16 protein-coding genes are annotated in these 16,888 nt (G+C 66.6%); 10 read left to right on the forward strand and 6 right to left on the reverse strand.

What is annotated here, in order from left to right:
* Nucleotides 1–14: 14 nt before the first annotated feature.
* The 3 genes from ASF72_RS00785 to ASF72_RS00795 all read right to left on the reverse strand — a co-directional run bounded on the left by ASF72_RS00785 (nt 15) and on the right by ASF72_RS00795 (nt 3,119).
* Nucleotides 15–683, reverse strand: a complete 669-nt coding sequence (locus tag ASF72_RS00785) for a nucleotide exchange factor GrpE (RefSeq protein WP_056595658.1) — start codon at nt 681–683, stop codon at nt 15–17.
* A 2-nt stretch (nt 684–685) separates the two neighbouring features.
* Nucleotides 686–2,551, reverse strand: a complete 1,866-nt coding sequence (dnaK, locus tag ASF72_RS00790; RefSeq protein ID WP_050686313.1) for a molecular chaperone DnaK — start codon at nt 2,549–2,551, stop codon at nt 686–688.
* Between the two features lie 244 nt (nt 2,552–2,795).
* Nucleotides 2,796–3,119, reverse strand: coding sequence for an ArsR/SmtB family transcription factor (locus ASF72_RS00795; RefSeq protein WP_050686311.1), 324 nt, complete (start codon nt 3,117–3,119; stop codon nt 2,796–2,798).
* Between the two features lie 102 nt (nt 3,120–3,221).
* Between ASF72_RS00795 and ASF72_RS00800 the strand changes: the two genes are divergently transcribed.
* A complete protein-coding gene (locus tag ASF72_RS00800; RefSeq protein ID WP_056595660.1) occupies nt 3,222–4,496 on the forward strand; it encodes an MFS transporter in 1,275 nt (424 codons plus the stop codon).
* Nucleotides 4,497–4,596: 100 nt separating this feature from the next.
* On the opposite strand, the gene ASF72_RS00805 is transcribed toward ASF72_RS00800, so the two are convergent.
* Complete coding sequence (locus ASF72_RS00805; protein WP_056595663.1) at nt 4,597–6,813, reverse strand: MMPL family transporter; 2,217 nt, start codon at nt 6,811–6,813, stop codon at nt 4,597–4,599.
* 167 nt (nt 6,814–6,980) lie between these two features.
* On the opposite strand from ASF72_RS00805, the gene ASF72_RS00810 reads away from it, so the two are divergent.
* The 7 genes from ASF72_RS00810 (at nt 6,981) to ASF72_RS00840 (ending at nt 13,147) form a co-directional block, all read left to right on the forward strand.
* Nucleotides 6,981–7,526: a MarR family winged helix-turn-helix transcriptional regulator gene (locus ASF72_RS00810; RefSeq protein WP_056595843.1), complete on the forward strand. Its 546-nt coding sequence runs from the start codon at nt 6,981–6,983 to the stop codon at nt 7,524–7,526.
* Nucleotides 7,527–7,591: 65 nt separating this feature from the next.
* The gene (locus ASF72_RS00815; protein ID WP_056595666.1) at nt 7,592–8,410 is read left to right on the forward strand and encodes a methyltransferase domain-containing protein; all 819 of its coding nucleotides are present in this window, start codon (nt 7,592–7,594) and stop codon (nt 8,408–8,410) included.
* Nucleotides 8,411–8,470: 60 nt separating this feature from the next.
* Nucleotides 8,471–9,094 carry a LysE family transporter gene (locus ASF72_RS00820; protein ID WP_050686305.1) on the forward strand — a complete coding sequence of 208 codons (624 nt, stop codon included), beginning with the start codon at nt 8,471–8,473 and terminating at the stop codon, nt 9,092–9,094.
* A 140-nt stretch (nt 9,095–9,234) separates the two neighbouring features.
* Nucleotides 9,235–9,768 (forward strand): low molecular weight protein-tyrosine-phosphatase, encoded by a 534-nt coding sequence (locus ASF72_RS00825; protein WP_056595669.1) that lies wholly within the window; start codon nt 9,235–9,237, stop codon nt 9,766–9,768.
* A gap of 59 nt (nt 9,769–9,827) precedes the next feature.
* Complete coding sequence (locus tag ASF72_RS00830; RefSeq protein ID WP_056595673.1) at nt 9,828–10,910, forward strand: GTP-binding protein; 1,083 nt, start codon at nt 9,828–9,830, stop codon at nt 10,908–10,910.
* A 55-nt stretch (nt 10,911–10,965) separates the two neighbouring features.
* Entirely contained in the window at nt 10,966–11,088 is a 123-nt protein-coding gene (gene ykgO / locus ASF72_RS00835; RefSeq protein WP_011693081.1) for a type B 50S ribosomal protein L36, read from the forward strand.
* A gap of 16 nt (nt 11,089–11,104) precedes the next feature.
* The gene (locus ASF72_RS00840) at nt 11,105–13,147 is read left to right on the forward strand and encodes a chorismate-binding protein (protein ID WP_056595676.1); all 2,043 of its coding nucleotides are present in this window, start codon (nt 11,105–11,107) and stop codon (nt 13,145–13,147) included.
* A gap of 15 nt (nt 13,148–13,162) precedes the next feature.
* Here the strand turns inward: ASF72_RS00840 and cls are convergent, their stop codons facing one another.
* Nucleotides 13,163–14,635, reverse strand: a complete 1,473-nt coding sequence (cls, locus tag ASF72_RS00845; RefSeq protein WP_050686417.1) for a cardiolipin synthase — start codon at nt 14,633–14,635, stop codon at nt 13,163–13,165.
* A gap of 96 nt (nt 14,636–14,731) precedes the next feature.
* Here cls and ASF72_RS00850 point away from each other — a divergent pair, with 96 nt between their 5' ends.
* Nucleotides 14,732–15,661, forward strand: a complete 930-nt coding sequence (locus ASF72_RS00850) for an aminodeoxychorismate lyase (protein ID WP_056595680.1) — start codon at nt 14,732–14,734, stop codon at nt 15,659–15,661.
* A gap of 12 nt (nt 15,662–15,673) precedes the next feature.
* Here ASF72_RS00850 and ASF72_RS00855 read toward each other — a convergent pair whose 3' ends face one another.
* Nucleotides 15,674–16,387, reverse strand: a complete 714-nt coding sequence (locus tag ASF72_RS00855; protein ID WP_050686299.1) for a TetR/AcrR family transcriptional regulator C-terminal domain-containing protein — start codon at nt 16,385–16,387, stop codon at nt 15,674–15,676.
* Between the two features lie 227 nt (nt 16,388–16,614).
* Between ASF72_RS00855 and ASF72_RS00860 the strand changes: the two genes are divergently transcribed.
* Entirely contained in the window at nt 16,615–16,869 is a 255-nt protein-coding gene (locus ASF72_RS00860; RefSeq protein ID WP_050686298.1) for a hypothetical protein, read from the forward strand.
* Nucleotides 16,870–16,888: the final 19 nt, after the last annotated feature.

A 16,888-nucleotide genomic window follows, 5' to 3' on the forward strand; every position in this document is an offset into this window, starting at 1 on the left:
CGCCGAGGTGAGGATCAGGCCGGAACTGCGACGATGACCTGTGCGGCCCGGAGGACGCGTTCGCCAGACTTGTAGCCTGAACGGAGCACCTGGCTGACGGTGTCAACCTCGATGTCTTCGCCGGGCTGCTGGATGAGGGCTTCGTGGATCGTGGGATCGAACTCCACGCCTGTCTCATCGATGCGGACCAGGCCGTAGGTCTTCAGCGCGTTCTCCAGCTTGGTGGCGATCGCGGCGAAGGGGCCGTCGGTCAGGTCACCGTGCTGGCGGGCGGCGTCGACGTCGTCCAGGACCGGAAGCAGGGAGTTCAGGACGCCGATGACGGCCATTTCCCCTGCCACGGCGCGGTCGCGTTCAACGCGCTTGCGGTAGTTGACGTACTCGGCCTGCAGGCGGAGGAGGTCGTTCTTCAGCTCGGCCGCCTCAGCGGTGCCTGCGCCCTGGGCCACGGATTCCTCTGCCGGCACGTCAATGCCGTTGAGGATCTCCTCGGCCTGGGACAGGGCGTCGCCTTCTGAGTCCGCTGCTGCGGGCTCAGCGCCGCCGGCCTGTGCACCTTCGGGGTGCCGGGCCTCACCGGTTTCCGGATCAACCTTGCGGTTGTCCCGGATGACCGGCTCGGGTCCCTTGCCTTCGTGTCCCGCGGATGAGTTGTGCTCTTCCTCGTTACCGTGGTGCGGCATGGCTACTTCTTCGCTTCGTCTTCGTCGATGATCTCGGCGTCGACGATGTCCTCGTCGGCAGCCTTGTCACCGGCGGCACCGTCAGCGCCTTCAGCACCGGGGGCGCCGTCAGCGGCACCGGGCTGGGCGTAGATGGCCTCGCCGAGCTTGCCCTGGGAAGCCTGCAGCTTCTCGAAGGCAGTCTTCACGGCTGCGTCGTCAGTGCCTTCGAGGGCCTTTTTGAGGTCGTCGACATCGGCCTGGACCTCGGTCTTGACCTCTTCGGGCAGCTTATCGGCGTTGTCCGCGATCAGCTTGTCCACGGAGTAAGCCAGCTGCTCGGCGGTGTTGCGGGTGTCGGTGGCCTCGCGGCGCGCCTTGTCCTCTGCTGCGTGCTCCTCGGCGTCCTTGACCATGCGGTCAATGTCTTCCTTGGAGAGGCTGGAGCCGCCCGTGATGGTCATGGACTGTTCCTTGCCGGTGCCCTTGTCCTTCGCAGACACGTGGACGATGCCGTTGGCGTCGATGTCGAAGGTGACCTCGACCTGCGGGACGCCGCGCGGAGCCGGTGCGATGCCGGTCAGCTCGAACGTGCCCAGCGGCTTGTTGTCCCGGGTGAACTCACGCTCGCCCTGGAAGACCTGGATGGCCACGGACGGCTGGTTGTCGTCGGCCGTGGTGAAGGTCTCGGACCGCTTGGTGGGGATCGCGGTGTTGCGCTCGATCAGGTGCGTCATGACGCCGCCCTTGGTTTCGATGCCCAGCGACAGCGGGGTGACGTCGATGAGGAGGACGTCCTTGCGCTCACCCTTCAGCACACCGGCCTGGAGGGCTGCGCCAACGGCCACAACCTCATCCGGGTTGACGCCCTTGTTGGGCTCCTTGCCGCCGGCCAGTTCCTTGACCAGTTCGGAGACGGCGGGCATACGGGTGGAGCCGCCCACCAGGACGATGTGGTCGATGTCGGAAAGCTTGATGCCGGCTTCCTTGATGACGTCGTGGAACGGCTTCTTGGTGCGCTCCAGCAGGTCCTTGGTGAGGTCCTGGAACTTGGCGCGGGTGAGCTGCTCGTCCAGGTGCACGGGGCCGTCTGCGGTGACCGAAAGGTACTGCAGGGAGACGTTGGTGCTGGAGGAGGAGGAGAGTTCCTTCTTGGCCTGCTCGGCAGCTTCGCGGAGGCGCTGGAGGGCGATCTTGTCCTTGGACAGGTCGATGCCCTTGACCTTGAGCTGGTTCAGCAGGTAGTCAACAACGCGCTGGTCCCAGTCGTCGCCGCCGAGGCGGTTGTCGCCGGCCGTGGAGCGGACCTGGATGGTGGAGAAGTTGTCTTCGTCCTTGCCGACTTCGAGGAGGGAGACGTCGAACGTTCCGCCGCCGAGGTCGAAGACCAGGATGAGTTCGTCTTCCTTGCCCTTGTCCAGGCCGTACGCCAGGGCTGCTGCGGTGGGCTCGTTGACGATGCGCAGGACGTTCAGGCCCGCGATCTCGCCGGCTTCCTTGGTGGCCTGGCGCTCGGCGTCGTTGAAGTAGGCCGGGACGGTGATGACGGCGTCGGTGACCTTTTCGCCCAGGTAGGACTCGGCGTCGTTCTTCAGCTTCATCAGCGTACGCGCGGAGATTTCCTGCGGGGTGTACTTCTTGTCATCGATGGCAACGGTCCAGTCGGTGCCCATGTGGCGCTTGACGGAGGCGATGGTGCGGTCGATGTTGTTGACGGCCTGGCGCTTGGCGATCTCGCCGACCAGGACTTCGCCGGACTTGGAGAATGCAACGACGGACGGCGTGGTGCGGCCACCCTCGGCGTTGGCAATAACGGTGGGCTCGCCACCTTCGAGAACGGAGACGACGGAGTTGGTTGTTCCGAGGTCGATACCTACTGCACGTGACATGTGTTGCTTCCTTCTTTCTTGGAAACTGGATGGCGCCCGATCATTGAGCGTTCTGCACTCAACTTTACTCATGGACGGAAAGTTGTCAATCGAAAGTTGAGTGAGGTGCACTCAACCTTGGCGAGGAAGGTGCCATTGAACGCTGGCAGGGGTCCGGAAATCCGCAGTTTCCGGGCAGCCGGAGCGGACGACGGCGGCCCTTCCGTTCGCTATCGGAGAACGTTGCGCCGGGCTGCCCCGGCGGTCAACCGGCGGCGGGGGCGTCCAGGACGGCGGCCAGGAGGCCGGGAAAGCGGGCCTCCAGGTCCTCGGACCGCAGGGTCAAACGGCGGCCGCGGCCGTTGGCCTCGTTGCGGATGACGCCGGCCTCGCGGAGCACCTTCATCAGGTGCGACTTGGTGGACTTGGGCATGTCCGGATTACTCAGCGAGCAGTCGGCCATGTCCAGCGGGCCGGAGCGGAGCTGGCGGACGATGTCCAGGCGATCGGGATCGCTCAGGGCAAACAGCACTCCCGGCAGCAGGAGGCCTGCCCGGTCGGGGTGCGGAAGGTTCGCCGTTGTCGCCACGGTTCGATATTAGTTGAACCTTCGCAGTGATGCCAGTACGCTGACACTTCGAGTCTTTTCGAACCAACGCTCCTTTGAGGGCAAACAGGAAGGTGGCCGGTTGTGAGTCCCGTCCCCGGAAACGGTCGTCCCCAGGCACGCAGGCGGCTGGGCTTCGGCTTGGTCGCCGCTGCCACGGCAGCCATGATGGCGGGCGCCAGTGCACCCTCGCCGTTCTACCCCACGCTCCAGGAGCAGCTGCACCTGCTGCCGGTTGCCACCACAGGCGTTTTCGCCGTGTATGCCGTTGCCCTGCTGGCCGCCCTGCTGGTGTTTGGGTCCATCTCGGACCACCTGGGCCGGCGCCCGGTCATCAGTACTGCCTTCATCCTGCTGGCTGCCAGTGTCACCGCATTCCTCCTGGCGGATTCGCTGGCCATGCTGCTGGTGGCGAGGGTGCTGCAGGGCATCGCCAGCGGGGTGCTGCTGACCACCCTCTCGGCGGCCATTGCCGACCTGGAGCCGGAGGACAAACCCGGCGCCGGTGCAGCGTGGAACACGGTGGCGCCCCTGGGCGGCCTCGCCCTGGGCGCCCTCGCATCGGGACTGCTCCTGGACCTGCTGGCCGAACCCCGCGCCCTGGTGTTCATTTCGCTGTCAGGCCTCTACGTTGTGTTTGCAGCCCTGGTCTGGGCAGTCCCGGAGACCTCGCCGCGTACATCCGGCTGGGCCGCCTCGCTCAGGCCGCACATCACCATCCCGGCCGCAGCCCGGGGCGCCTTTGTCAGCGGCACTCCCGCCGTCTTCGCCGGCTGGGCCACCGGCGGACTCTACCTCTCGCTGGGCGCCGCGATTGTGCACACCACCTTCGGGATCCAGGAACACGTGTGGCAGGGCATCGTTATCACCACCCTCGCCGGCACCGGCTCCATCGCAGCGGCAGTCCTGCACCATTTCCCCGCACGCACCATCACCATTTTCGGCACCACGGCCTTGGCGGCAGGCACTGCCCTGAGCATGGTTGCCCTGGGCTTGAACTCGTTTCCTATCTTCCTCGCCACCGTTGTGGTGGCCGGCGCGGGCTTCGGTACGGCCTTTATGGGCGTCATCCGTTCCATCAGCCCGCTGGTGGAGGACCACGAACGGGCCGGCACGTTCGCGTCCCTGTTTGTGGTGGCCTACACGGCGTTCGGCATTCCCGCCGTCCTGGCCGGCCTGCTGGCACCGGTCCTGTCACTGCCCACCACCACCTACCTCTACGGCGGGATCGTCACGGTCCTGGCGGCGTTCGCGGCCATCAGCCGCGCACGCGCCGGCGATCCGGACCGGCAGGACAGCAGCGCCGACGGAACAGCCGGCCGGGCCGCCGTCACGGTTGGGGCCGACGCCGGCCGGTAAACGGGTCGCCTTCAAGCCAGCCCGGGCTCGCGCGGGAAACGACGCTGCCGCCACCGGTGACCGGTGGCGGCAGCAACTTTTGGAACCGAAGCCCGGGAACTCAGCGGGCCGCTTCGGCGGCGGGCTCCTCCTCAGCGGAATGCTTCGGAATGTGCTGGGCCTGCTGGGCGGGGCCGGCGGGAAGGCCGCGGCCCAGCTTGCTGGGCCACCAGATCTTTGCGCCAAGGTCGTAGGCCAGGGCCGGGACCAGCAGCGAGCGCACCAGCACCGTGTCCAGCAGGACACCGAATGCCACGATGAAGGCAAGCTGCACCAGGAACATGATGGGAATGACACCCAGAGCCGCAAACGTTGCGGCCAGGACCACACCCGCGGATGTGATGACGCCGCCGGTGACGCCCAGGCCACGCAGGATTCCCGGACGGGTGCCGTGCTTGAGGGACTCCTCGCGGACCCGGCTCATCAGGAAGATGTTGTAGTCAACACCCAGGGCCACCAGGAACACAAAGCCGAACAGCGGCACGGTGGCGTCGGCTCCGGAGAACCCGAAGATGTTGTTGAAAACAAGCGCCGAAACGCCCATGGCCGCGGCGTAGGACAGCACCACCGAAAGCACCAGCAGGACCGGCGCCACCACGGATCGCAGCAGCAGCATCAGAATGAAGAGGATCACCACCAGGACCACGGGGATGATGATCACCAGGTCGCGCTGGGCGGTGGTGTTGGTGTCCAGTGCAGTGGCCGTGACACCACCCACCAGCGCACCCGGGTCCACGTCCCTGACATCGGTGCGGAGCTCCTTGACTGCTTCCTCTGCCTCCAGCGAGTCCGCCGCGGAGTTCAGCGTTGCGTTGATCAGCACCTTGCCGTCGCGGACGTCCGGGTCCGCGGGAGTCCCCGGGGCGCCGGTGATGGGCACACTGCCGGGAGCCAGCAGATAGGCCTCCCCTACGCCGTCGGCCGATTTTACGGTGTCGAGGACGTCCGCGGCCTTGCTTTCGTCCGCCACCACGACGGCGGGGCTGCCGCTGCCTGCGTCGAAGTGCCGAGCCAGCGCGTCCTGGCCGTCAACGGCATTGGATGCGGTGAGGATAACGTCCGTTTGCGGCACGCCGTTGGCCTTGAGCTGCAGCAGGCCACCTGCGGCCAGCACCAGCAGGAGCACCGAACCTACCCAGATGATGCGTGGCCGCCGGGAAACCAGGGAGCCTGTGGCGCGCCAGAGGCCCTTTTGGCCTTCCAATCCGGTCACAAGCTCCGGCTCGCGCTCTCCTGCGGGGACCAGCTTGGGGCGGAAGGGCCAGAAGGCGGCCCGGCCAAACAGCGCCATCAGCGCCGGCAGCAGGGTGAGCGCCGCAAAGAGCGAGCAGAGGATGCCGGCTGCGGCCACGGGACCCAGCGCCTTGTTGGAGTTCAGGTCCGAGAACAACAGGCACAGCAGGGCAATGATCACCGTGGCGCCGGAGGCGAGGATGGGCTCGAAGGATGCCTTCCAGGCCTTGAGGACTGCCGCCGTCCGGTTGGTGGTGTGGGTCAGCGCCTCACGGAACCGCGCCACAAACAGCAGCGCGTAGTCCGTGGCGGCGCCGATGACCAGGATGGACAGGATGCCCTGGCTTTGCCCGTTCAGCTGGATCCAACCGGCCTTTGCCATGCCGAAGACCAGCAGGATGGCGGCGCACAATGCGAAGACCGAGGTCAGCAGCACCACGATGGGCAGCAGCAGGGACCGGTAGACGATCAGGAGGATCACAAACACGGCGCCCAGGGCCACCAGCAGGAGGATGCCGTCAATTCCGGCGAAGGCGGCGGTGAGGTCCGCCGCCAGGCCTGCCGGGCCCGTGACGTAGGTCTGCATGCCGTCCGGGGCGGCTTCAGCCACGGTGTCCCGGAGCTCCTTCACTGCCTCCTTGAGCTCACCGGAGGAATCGATGGGTGCCACAAACTGCACCGCCCGGCCGTCTTCGGAGGGGATCGGGCCGATGACGGCGCTGCCCAGCTTGAGCTCAGCCAGCCGGGTCTTCAGTTCCGCCATTTCACCCAGCTGGGCCGGGGTCATGGGATCTGCGTTTTCGATCACGATGATGCCGGGGACCTCATCCGAGTCCCGGAATTTTGACTGCCACTCCTGGGCGGCGGTGGCCTCGGCGCTGGCGGGGAGGAAAGAGGCCTGGTCATTGGAGGAGACCTCATCCAGCCGGCCGAACGTGGGCCCGCCGACGCCGGCCACCGCGAGCCACGTCAGCACCAGGAGGACGGGGACCAGCCAGCGAAGCCAGAACGGGACGCGTTCCGTTCCTGGGATGTGATTTTTCATGATGCCTTCCGGGCTTGGGCGTACTATTGATTCCAGAATAGACTATCTCCATGATGGAGATAAGTGCCAGTCAAGCTTTTCTGCAAGTGAGCGGGGCTCCCGGCTTGGTGAAGTAATATCCGTCAGTACGGCTGGCGCAATCCGACACCGGAAAGGAGATGGTGAACATGGACGGCAACACTCCCTCCGCAGACCCTGCGCCACTGCCCGGCCCGGCCTCCGGCTCGGGCCAGGGCCAGGGCGGCGGACCGCACCCGCTGATCCGGCTCCTGCAGGAGTTCACCCTTGAAGCCAACCGGTACGTGGATGCTGCCGGCGGACGCCAGGACATGCACCGCACGGACCTGAACGCGCTGGCGGTGATCATGCGCCACACCGCGAAGGGCAATACCGTCACGCCCGGGCTGTTGCGGAAGGAGCTGCACCTGAGCTCACCGGCCACCACCGCCCTGATCGACCGGCTGGACCACTCCGGCCACGTGGTCCGGGAGCGGCACAGCGCGGACCGCCGGCAGGTTCAACTCAAAATGACCCCCAAGGCCTTCGAGGACGGCGGGGCCATCTTCGCGCCCCTGTCCCGCTTTATGAACGGCGCCATGGCAGGGTTTTCGCCAGCCGAACTGGACACCGTGACCCGGTTCATGACGGCCATGGTGGAGGCCACCGTCTCGGCCCGGGAAGTGCATTCCGCCGACGCCCGCCGGCCCGGCTGAGCCGCGGACCCTTGCACCGGCACGTTTGCGGCACGGATCCCTGCCCCTGGGGGTAGCGTTTGGCTATGAGTGCGGAACAGCCCCAGGAAGATATCTACTCGCATGGCCACCACGAATCGGTGGTCCGCGCCCACGCCGCCAGGACGGCCGAGAATTCCGCGGCGTTTGTCCTGCCCCACCTTCCGCCGGGGACCACGCTGCTGGACGTGGGCTGCGGGCCGGGCAGCATCACCTGCGACTTCGCCGCCCTGGTGGCTCCGGGCGCAGTGACGGGGCTGGACCGCTCGCCGGACATCATCCGCCAGGCGCAGTCCCTGGCCGTGGAGCGCGGCGTGGAGAACGTGGATTTTGTGGCCGGTAATATCTACGACCTCGAGTTCGAGGATGGCGTGTTCGACGTCGTCCACGCGCACCAGGTCCTGCAGCACCTGACGGACCCGGTCGAAGCACTGCGGGAAATGCGCCGCGTGGCCAAGCCCGGCGGCATCGTCGCTGTGCGCGACGCCGACTTCCACGGCATGAGCTGGTACCCCGCCATCCCCGAACTGGACGAATGGATGGAGCTGTACCAGCGCATCGCCCGGCGCAACGGCGCCGAGCCCGATGCCGGCCGGCGCCTGGTCTCGTGGGCGCAGTCCGCCGGGTTCACCGACGTTGCACCCACCAGCAGCAACTGGCTGTACGCCACCGGGCAGCAGCGCCGGTGGCAGGCGCGGGTCTGGGGCGAACGCGTCCTGCATTCGGCCTTCGCTGAGCAGGCCCTGGAGTACGACTTCGCCAACCCCGCCGACCTGGCCCGGATCTCCGCCGGCTGGCACCGCTGGGGTTCCACCGACGACGGCTGGTTCCTGATCCCCAACGGCGAGGTCATCGCCCGGGCCTGATCCGGCCCCAAGCCCCCACCCGCCTCAGCAGCGGCGCCCTGGGGGCACTAGTATTGTCTGGTGCAATTCTCCCTTTGGCTGGCCCTGGCCGGCGCCGGCGTCCTGATCAGCTTCACGCCGGGAGCAGGCGCCATCAATACGATGAGCAATTCCCTGAGCGCCGGCTTTGTGCGATCAATCTGGGGCATCCTGGGACAGCAGCTGGCACTGGTGATCCACGTGGCGATTGTTGCGCTGGGAGTGGGGGTCCTGGTCTCCAGTTCGCCCGTCGCCTTCAACGTGATCCGCTACGCCGGTGCCGCATATCTGGTGTACCTGGGGATCCGGCAGTTCCTCAGCAAGCCGGACCCTGCAAAGCAGGAGGCGGCCGCGCTGCGCAACGAGCCGGCGTGGTCGATTTTCCGCCGCGGCCTCTGGGTCAACCTGTTGAACCCCAAGGCCATCGTCTTTTTCCTCGCGTTTATGCCCCAGTTCATCCGCACGGACGAACCCCTGCTTGTGCAGTACGCGGTCCTGACGGCCACCGTGGTGGTCATCGACATCCTGGTGATGTGGTTCTTCTTTGCGGCCGCCGCACGGTCTTTCCAGCGGTTCACCCAAACGCCGCGGGGCCAGTTGGTGCTGAGCAAGGTCTTTGGCACCCTGTTCATTGCCGTGGGAATCCTGCTGGCCCTGATCCACTGACCTTCGCGCCCGCACTGTCCGCGTCGCCCGACGTTGCCCGCAACGACGGATATGACGGAAATTCACAGGAGTTTACAAGCCCGTAAACCTTTATGAACGCACCTCTGGCCAACTGGCGTCCCAGCGCGCATGCTAGAGCAATGAACTCACCGTCGAGCCCATACCGCGTCATCGCCGTCTGCACTGGCAATATCTGCCGGTCGCCCATGGCCCAGATCATGCTGGGCGCAGCGTTGGAACGCGAAGGGCTCGAGGGGCTGGTGGAGGTGGATTCCGCGGGAACCACCGGCTACGAAGCCGGCCGGCCCATCGACCCCCGCGCCGCCCGCCGCCTGGCGGATACCCAACTCAGCTCAGGCCAGCACGTTGCCCGCGCGTGGGACCAGGCATGGTTCCGCCAACGCGATCTCATCCTGGCGCTGGACATCGACCACTACGCCTGGCTGAGCGAGGCCGCCCCGGACGGTGATGCGTTGCGGAAGATCCGGATGCTCCGGAGCTTCGATCCCGCAATGGCGGGACACGACCTGCTGGACCAGGGCATCGAGGACCCCTGGTACGGCGGGCGCGCGGATTTTGATGCGGTGTGGCATCAGATCCACACAGCCCTTCCGGGACTCCTAAGGCACCTCAAAAACGCCGTGGCTAGGGACCCGCAGCTCAGCAACCACTGAGGCGACTCCCCTTCCCCTTGTATTTGCAAATGAGAATGATTCTCATCTAAACTGTGGGCATGGACATTCTCGTCATCAGCTCTCTCGATGCCCTCTGCCGGCAGCAGGCATGCGAGGCCGCGGCAGCAGCACATCCCGGCAGCGTGGTGGTGGTCCAGGACCTGCTGGACGAGGGCCTGGTGATCCGCAGGACCGTCGACGCCGCAGGGCGCCAGGACCGCACGGAAACCATACTGGAACACAGTTGCCTCAGCTGCGCCGTGCGGCTGGACCTGGTACCCGCGGTGGAGGAACTGCTTGCCGCCAACGCACGGCCCATCATCATCGGGCTGCCCCCGGCCCTGCCGGCAGCGACTGCAATCGCCGCCCTTAACCGGGGCCTGGGCCGGCCTGCCCTGGTGGGGTCCGTCATTCTGGCCTGCGCTCCGGATGCCATGGAGGACCACCTCTGGGATGCCCACACGCTCTTCGAATCGGGCTTCACCCCCGCGCCGGGAGATGAACGCACACCCGGCGAGTTTATGGTGCGGGAACTGGACTTTGCCGACACCATCCTCCCTGCCCAGCCGGACATCATGCCCGCACATCCGGCCGGCCAGGAGCGCGGCCTGCACCTGGTCCAGGCGCTGGCGCCGCACGCACACATCGCGGCGGCCGGCGCGGACCTAAGGCGTGGCCGGTTCCACTACGGGGCGTCCGCGGCCCGGTGCGAACCGGGCACCGCCCCGGCACAGACCGGGCGGGCCCGGCCTGGCGCCGCGTCCCCGTTCACCACTGTCGTCCACCGCCTGGACAGGGAACTGCATCCGGGCAGGTTCCGCCTGGCCCTGGGAACCCTGGCGGCGGGCTGCTGCGTCCTCCGGGGCCAGTTCAACGTGGCATCGGCGCCGGGCTGCCGGATCACCCTCCAGGGCATCGGACCCCGGGTCTGGCTGGAAAACGCCGGCACCTGGCCCTCGGACAGCCCCGGAGCGGCTGCGGGCGTCCCGGCCACGGCGCCGGACTCGTTCATCGCCGCGACAGGCGAGGACCTGGACCCCGCCGAAATCTCGCGGCTCCTGAAGGACTGCGAGCTCACCGACAGGGAACTGGCAGCAGGGCACCGCCTGCCGGACCCATTCGGGCTGACGCCGGCCACGTAAGGCGCCGGCAGCGTCGCCCCCAACGCCACCCACCCAACGGAACAAGGAGAACACCATGAAAGTACGGAATTCGCTGCGGGCTTTGAAGAAGATCCCGGGCGCCCAGATTGTCCGGCGCCGCGGCAGGACGTTTGTGATCAATAAAAAGAACCCCCGGATGAAAGCCCGCCAGGGTTAGCGGTACGCTTCAGTCCATGAGCCCAGCCCCCGTCATCATCGCCATCGACGGGCGCTCCGGCGCAGGGAAGACAACGCTGGCCGTGGAACTGGCGGCCAGGCTGCGGGCCCACCACAGGGTTTCCCTGTTCCACCTGGAGGACATCTACCCCGGGTGGAACGGGCTCGCGGCGGGAATCGAACGGTACGTGGCCACAGTGCTCACTCCCCTGGCCCGCGGCGAGGCAGCAACGTGGACCAGCTGGGACTGGGAAAACCATTACGACGGCGGAACCCAGGTAACGCTTCCGGCGGAAATCGTGATTGTGGAAGGGGTAGGTGCGGCAGCTGCCGCTGCCCGGCCCTTCCTGAGCGCCGCCATCTGGGCGGAAGCACCTCCCGGGCTTCGCAAATCCCGCGCCATGGACCGCGATGGCGCCACGTATGAACCCTTCTGGGACCAGTGGGCTGCCCAGGAGGATGAGTGGCTTGCCACGGACGATGCGCCGCACCAGGCGGGCATTCGGGTCAACAACTCCGCAGGCACGTCGGCCCCGGAGCACGTGCTGCAGCTCCTGCCCTACCTCCCAGCCCTTGCCCCGGTGCTGGCCCCCGAACTTTCGGCGCGACGGGGCCTGCAGCTGCTCACGGAACGGCTTGAGGGCCTGCCGGACGCGCCCGCCCTTTTCCGCGCCCTGTATTCCGAATCACCCAACGCTGTTTGGCTCGACTCCTCGAATTCAGCCGCCGCTGTTCCGGAACGCAACCGCTTCAGCATCATGGCGGACGACGGCGGGACGTTCGGCCAATTCGTCACGCACCAATCCGGCACCAGCCTGATCAGCACCGGCTCAGCGGCAGCCACCGTACCCGGGCCGTTTTTCCGCTGGCTGCACACCGTGTGGGGGCGCCGGGCGGTACGGACACCGGACGGCTATCCGGCCCAGTTTGCCCTGGGCTGGCTGGGCTGCCTGGGCTTTGAGCTGAAACGCGAAACCGGCGGTTCAGACCTGTCCGCGGCCACCCCCGATGCTGCCCTGATTTTTGCCGGTCGCGCAGTGGTCATTGACCACGAAGAAGGCACGGTCTGGCTGCTGGCACTGGAGGCCCCGGACGCCCGGGACTGGCTGCACACGGCAAGGACCGCCGTGGCTGCCGTGCCGGCGGCAGACGGTGGCAGCACCGGCGTCGGACGCCCCACTGCCGGCAGCCGCCCTGCGCCGTCTTTCCGGAGCCGCGATTCGGCTGCCGCATACCGGGGCAAGGTCGATGCCGCCAAGGACCAGATCGCGGACGGCAACTCCTACGAGGTCTGCCTGACCACGGCGCTGGAAGCCTCGGTGCCGGCCGGGACACTGGACCCGTGGTCCACCTACCTGGACCTGCGGCACCGCAACCCGGCACCGTTTGCCAGCTACCTGCGGTTCGGCGGCCTGACGGTGGCCAGCACCTCGCCCGAGCGTTTCCTGAAAATCGCGGCCGACGGCGGGATGCGCGCCGAACCGATCAAGGGCACCCGCCGCCGGGGTGCCGACCCCGCCGAGGACGGGGCGCTGCAGGCGGACCTGGCGTCCTCGCCCAAGGACCGGGCGGAAAACATCATGATTGTTGACCTCTTGCGGAACGACCTGAGCCACTTTGCTGTCCCCGGTTCCGTCACCGTCAGCCGACTGTGCGCCATCGAAAGCTACGCCACCGTCCACCAGATGGTGAGTACCATCGACGCCCGGCTGCTGCCCGGTTCCTCCCGCGCCGAAGCAGTGGCGGCCTGCTTTCCGGCCGGTTCCATGACGGGCGCCCCGAAAATCAGTACCATGGCCATCCTGGACCGGCTCGAGACCGGGCCCCGGGGGCTGTACTCGGGCGCCATCGGCTATTTTTCGCTTAACGGGGCCACTGACCTGGCCGTGACCATCCGGACCCTGGTGATCAGCGCCGGCCCCGGCGGTGCCATGGAACTGGGCCTGGGCATCGGCGGCGCCATCACGTCGGATTCCGATCCTGAGGACGAGTACCAGGAAATCCGGACCAAAGCCTACGGCGTCCTGTCCACGCTGGGCGCGCACTTTCCGGACCCCTAGGCGGACGGACCGCTGCTACTGGACTGTCGCCGTCAGCCTGGCCACGTTATCCACGTAGCGGGCGGCCAGCGGCCGGTTGAGCCAGTCGGCAAGCTTCAGCTCGTGGGAAATGCCGCGGTAGGTGTTTTCCACTGCCCGCATCTTGGTGACGATGTCGGCGCCCATCAGCATGACCGAGACTTCAAGGTTCAGCGAGAAGGACCTCATGTCCATGTTGCTGGAGCCCAGCACCGCCACTTCGTCGTCGATCGTGAAGTGCTTTGCGTGCAGGACAAAAGGCGCCTTGTACAGGTAGATGCGCACTCCTGCCTCCAGCAGCGCCTCATAGTAGGACCGCTGGGCATGATGGACCAGGAACTGGTCGCCCTTCTCGGAGACAAAAAGTTCCACCTCCACGCCCCGCTGCGCTGCGGTGGTGATGGCATAGAGCAGGGAATCGTCGGGAACAAAGTACGGACTGCAGATGGAAATCCGCTGCTGGGCCGAGTAGATAAGGGTGTTGAAGAGCCGCAGGTTGTTCTCGGTGATGAACCCGGGACCGCTGGGAACAACCTGTGCCGTGACGTTGCCCGGTGCGGTGTTGGCCGGCAACTGCAGCTGGTCCTCCAGCGACTCGTCCGTCTCGCTGAGCCAGTCCGTGGCGAAAACGACGTTCAGGGTGGTCACGATGGGGCCCTGCAGGCACGCCATCAGCTCCACCCACTCGCGTCCGGCCCGGCGGTGCCGCGCGTTGTTGTAGGAGGGCTCGATCAGGTTCTGCGACCCGGAGAAGGCGATTTCGCCGTCGATCACCATGATCTTGCGGTGGTTCCGGAGGTCCGGCCGGCGCCACTGGCCGTGGATGGGCAGCAACGGAAGCATCCGCTTCCATTGGATTTTGCCCGCCCTCAGCCGCTTCAGCAGGTTGCGGTAGCCGGGAACCCGGAGGGTGCCGATGTGGTCGAACAGGACCCTGACCTCGACGCCGCGCTCTGCGGCCTCCTCGAGGGCCGTGAGGAGGTCGTTGGTGATGTGGTCCGAACTCATGATGTAGAACTCGGCGTTGACGAACTTCTTCGCTTTCCGCACGGCTTCGGTCATGGCCAGGATCGAGTCCGGGTAGCCGGGGATAAGCTCCACGGAGTTGCCGTCCACCATGGGCAGCGAACCCAGCCTGTGGTTCAGTTCACCGGCGGACTTCACCCACTCGGGGCCGTGGTACTCGCTTTCGGCGGCTGCCAGGGAGGATATCCCGGACCGGACCCTGTCGTTGACCTGCTGCTGCTGTTCGCGGCGGCGGCTGGAGAGCCGGAAATTGCCGAACAGCAGGAATAGGACAATGCCGAGGAACGGCACAAAGAAGATGCCCAGCAGCCAGGCCATGGCGGTGGTGGGCCGCCTGTTGCCGGGAATGATGCCGATGGCCAGCACCCTGATCACAAGGTCCGCCACGGCCAGGAGGGTCACCACCCACCCCGGAGCGGTACCGGCAAGCGAAAACGGCCACAACACGAGCAGACCCCCGGAGAATGAGCGCCCGGCGGACGGATTCCGGCCACGGCGTCAGCCCAGCTTATCCGGGCAACGCCGCACTAAGCTGGAGCCATGACCTCTCCTTCGCCCGTGGTTCTCGTTTTTCTCGACCCTGATGCTCCTGACGGCCGCCTGGCAGACGCGTCGCAGCCCCAGCTGATGGTCACCGATCAGGGCGCCGCCCGCGGCGACGGGATCTTCGAGACCATGCTGGCCGTGGATGGCAAGGTCCGCAAGATCCAGGCCCACCTGGACCGGCTGGCCGGCTCCGCCGAAGCGCTGGACCTGGACGTGCCGGGCGAGGACCAGTGGCGGCGCGCGATCGCGGCCGGGCTGGGCCAACATCACGTCCAGCATCCGCCGGCCGCGCCGGCAGCAGACGAACTGGCGGTCAAGCTGGTGGTGACCCGCGGTGTGGACGGGGCAGTGGCGCCCACCGCTTGGGTCCAGGTATCACCGGTAGGTGAGCTGGGCCGGCGGCAACGGGAAACCGGCATCGACGTGATCCTCCTGGACAGGGGTTACGACAGTGAAGTGGGGGAAAGAGCGCCCTGGCTGCTGTTGGGCGCCAAAACGCTCTCCTACGCCGTCAACATGGCCGCCCTGCGCCACGCGCACAAGCAGGGTGCCGACGACGTTATTTTCCACTCCTCCGATGGTCGCGTCCTGGAGGGACCCACGTCCACGGTGCTGTTGGCGCATGTGGAAAAGTCCGCGGACGGAACCACCGTCAAACGCCTGATCACACCTCAACTGGACAGCGGCATCCTGCCGGGCACCTCGCAGGGCGCCCTCTTTATCGCCGCGAAGGCCGCCGGCTGGGAGCTCGGCTACGGCCCGCTGGAGCCGCGCGACCTGTTGGATGCGGACGCGGTGTGGTTGATTTCCAGCGTGCGCCTGCTCGCCCCGGTCAACCGCATCGATGGCCAGGAAATCGGCACTCCTGCGCTGCGGAAGGAACTGTCGGACGAACTGAACCTGCTGTTTGCCGGCATCGAATAAGACCGGCGGGCCTTAAACGGGCGTCGGCGCCGCTTCCTGCTTCAACAGCTGGGACTCCAGGCCCGAGAGCAGGATGGTCAGGCCCTGGTCCAGTTCGGCGTACCCGTCGTAGTCAGCGAGAGCAGGGGCCAGCGCCCGGAGGCGGGGGAAGTCCTTGGCCGGGAGCCGGTGCAGGCCCAGCCGCAGGAGGGCCTCATTCTCCTCCGGATCCACCACAAACTCCTGGAGCTCATTGAGGATGTGGCCATACAGGAAGCCGTAATAGGCGCGGTACACGTGCAGCGCATCCGGTGGCTGGAACCCGGCCTCAATGAGAAGTGCCAGGATCTGTTCCAGGGGGCGAAGGGTCCCCAACGGCCGGAGACCCAGCGGGGTGGACAGAGGCCGCGTGACCAGGAGCGGGACCACGTTGGGATGCTCCAACGCAATGAGGCGCAAGCTGTGGGCGATCAGCCTCAGCTGGCCTTTCCAGTTCGGGTCATCGGCATGGACCGGCAGCTCGTTCAGCACCAGTTCCGATACCCCGTCCAGCAGTGCGGCCCGGTTTTCGGCGTAGCGGTAAAGGCTCATCGGGTCCCGCCCCAGCTCCTGTCCCAGGCGCCGCATGGTGAGCGATTCGAGGCCGTCGGCGTCCACCAGTTCAAGGGCCTTGGCGAGCACCACCTCTTTGCTCAGCCTTGCCTTGCGGGACCGGCCGCCTTCGGTGGTTGCGCTCGGGGAAGTCATGGATTCCGTTCCGGACCGGAGCTGTGCTGCCTCCCGGCAAATTGCCGGGCGCTTGCCCGATTCCTGGTCTACAGGTAAAGTCTACATTGTAGATGGAGCATTAGCGCCGCTCAGGGCCGCAACAACCGAAGTTGCCCGCATCAACCCTCCGGCGCCCCGTGCATGGCGCCGGTCATGGCTGCTGTAGCCGAACGGCGGCGCCACGCACTGAGCGAAGGGACGCCATCATGGCACATTCGCAGTTTGACCTTTTTCTCCACGAAGCCACCCACGTCGACACCGTCAACGAAACCAGCCTCGACCGGGACCGCCTGTACGGGCTGTACACCAGCTGGTGCTTCATCAACCAGCAGGCACCAGGCCCCGAATCCAATTTCTGGACTGCCATGAAGGCCAGGGTGGGCTCTGGCCGGAACGGCCTGCGCATGAAGGGCCCCGCCGCGACGGACTACATCATGGCCAGCTACCCGGGTCTGGTCTAGGAGCACCCACTGGACGGTT

The organism is Arthrobacter sp. Leaf141, assembly GCF_001424565.1.
In the GTDB taxonomy this organism is placed as follows: Bacteria; Actinomycetota; Actinomycetes; order Actinomycetales; family Micrococcaceae; genus Arthrobacter.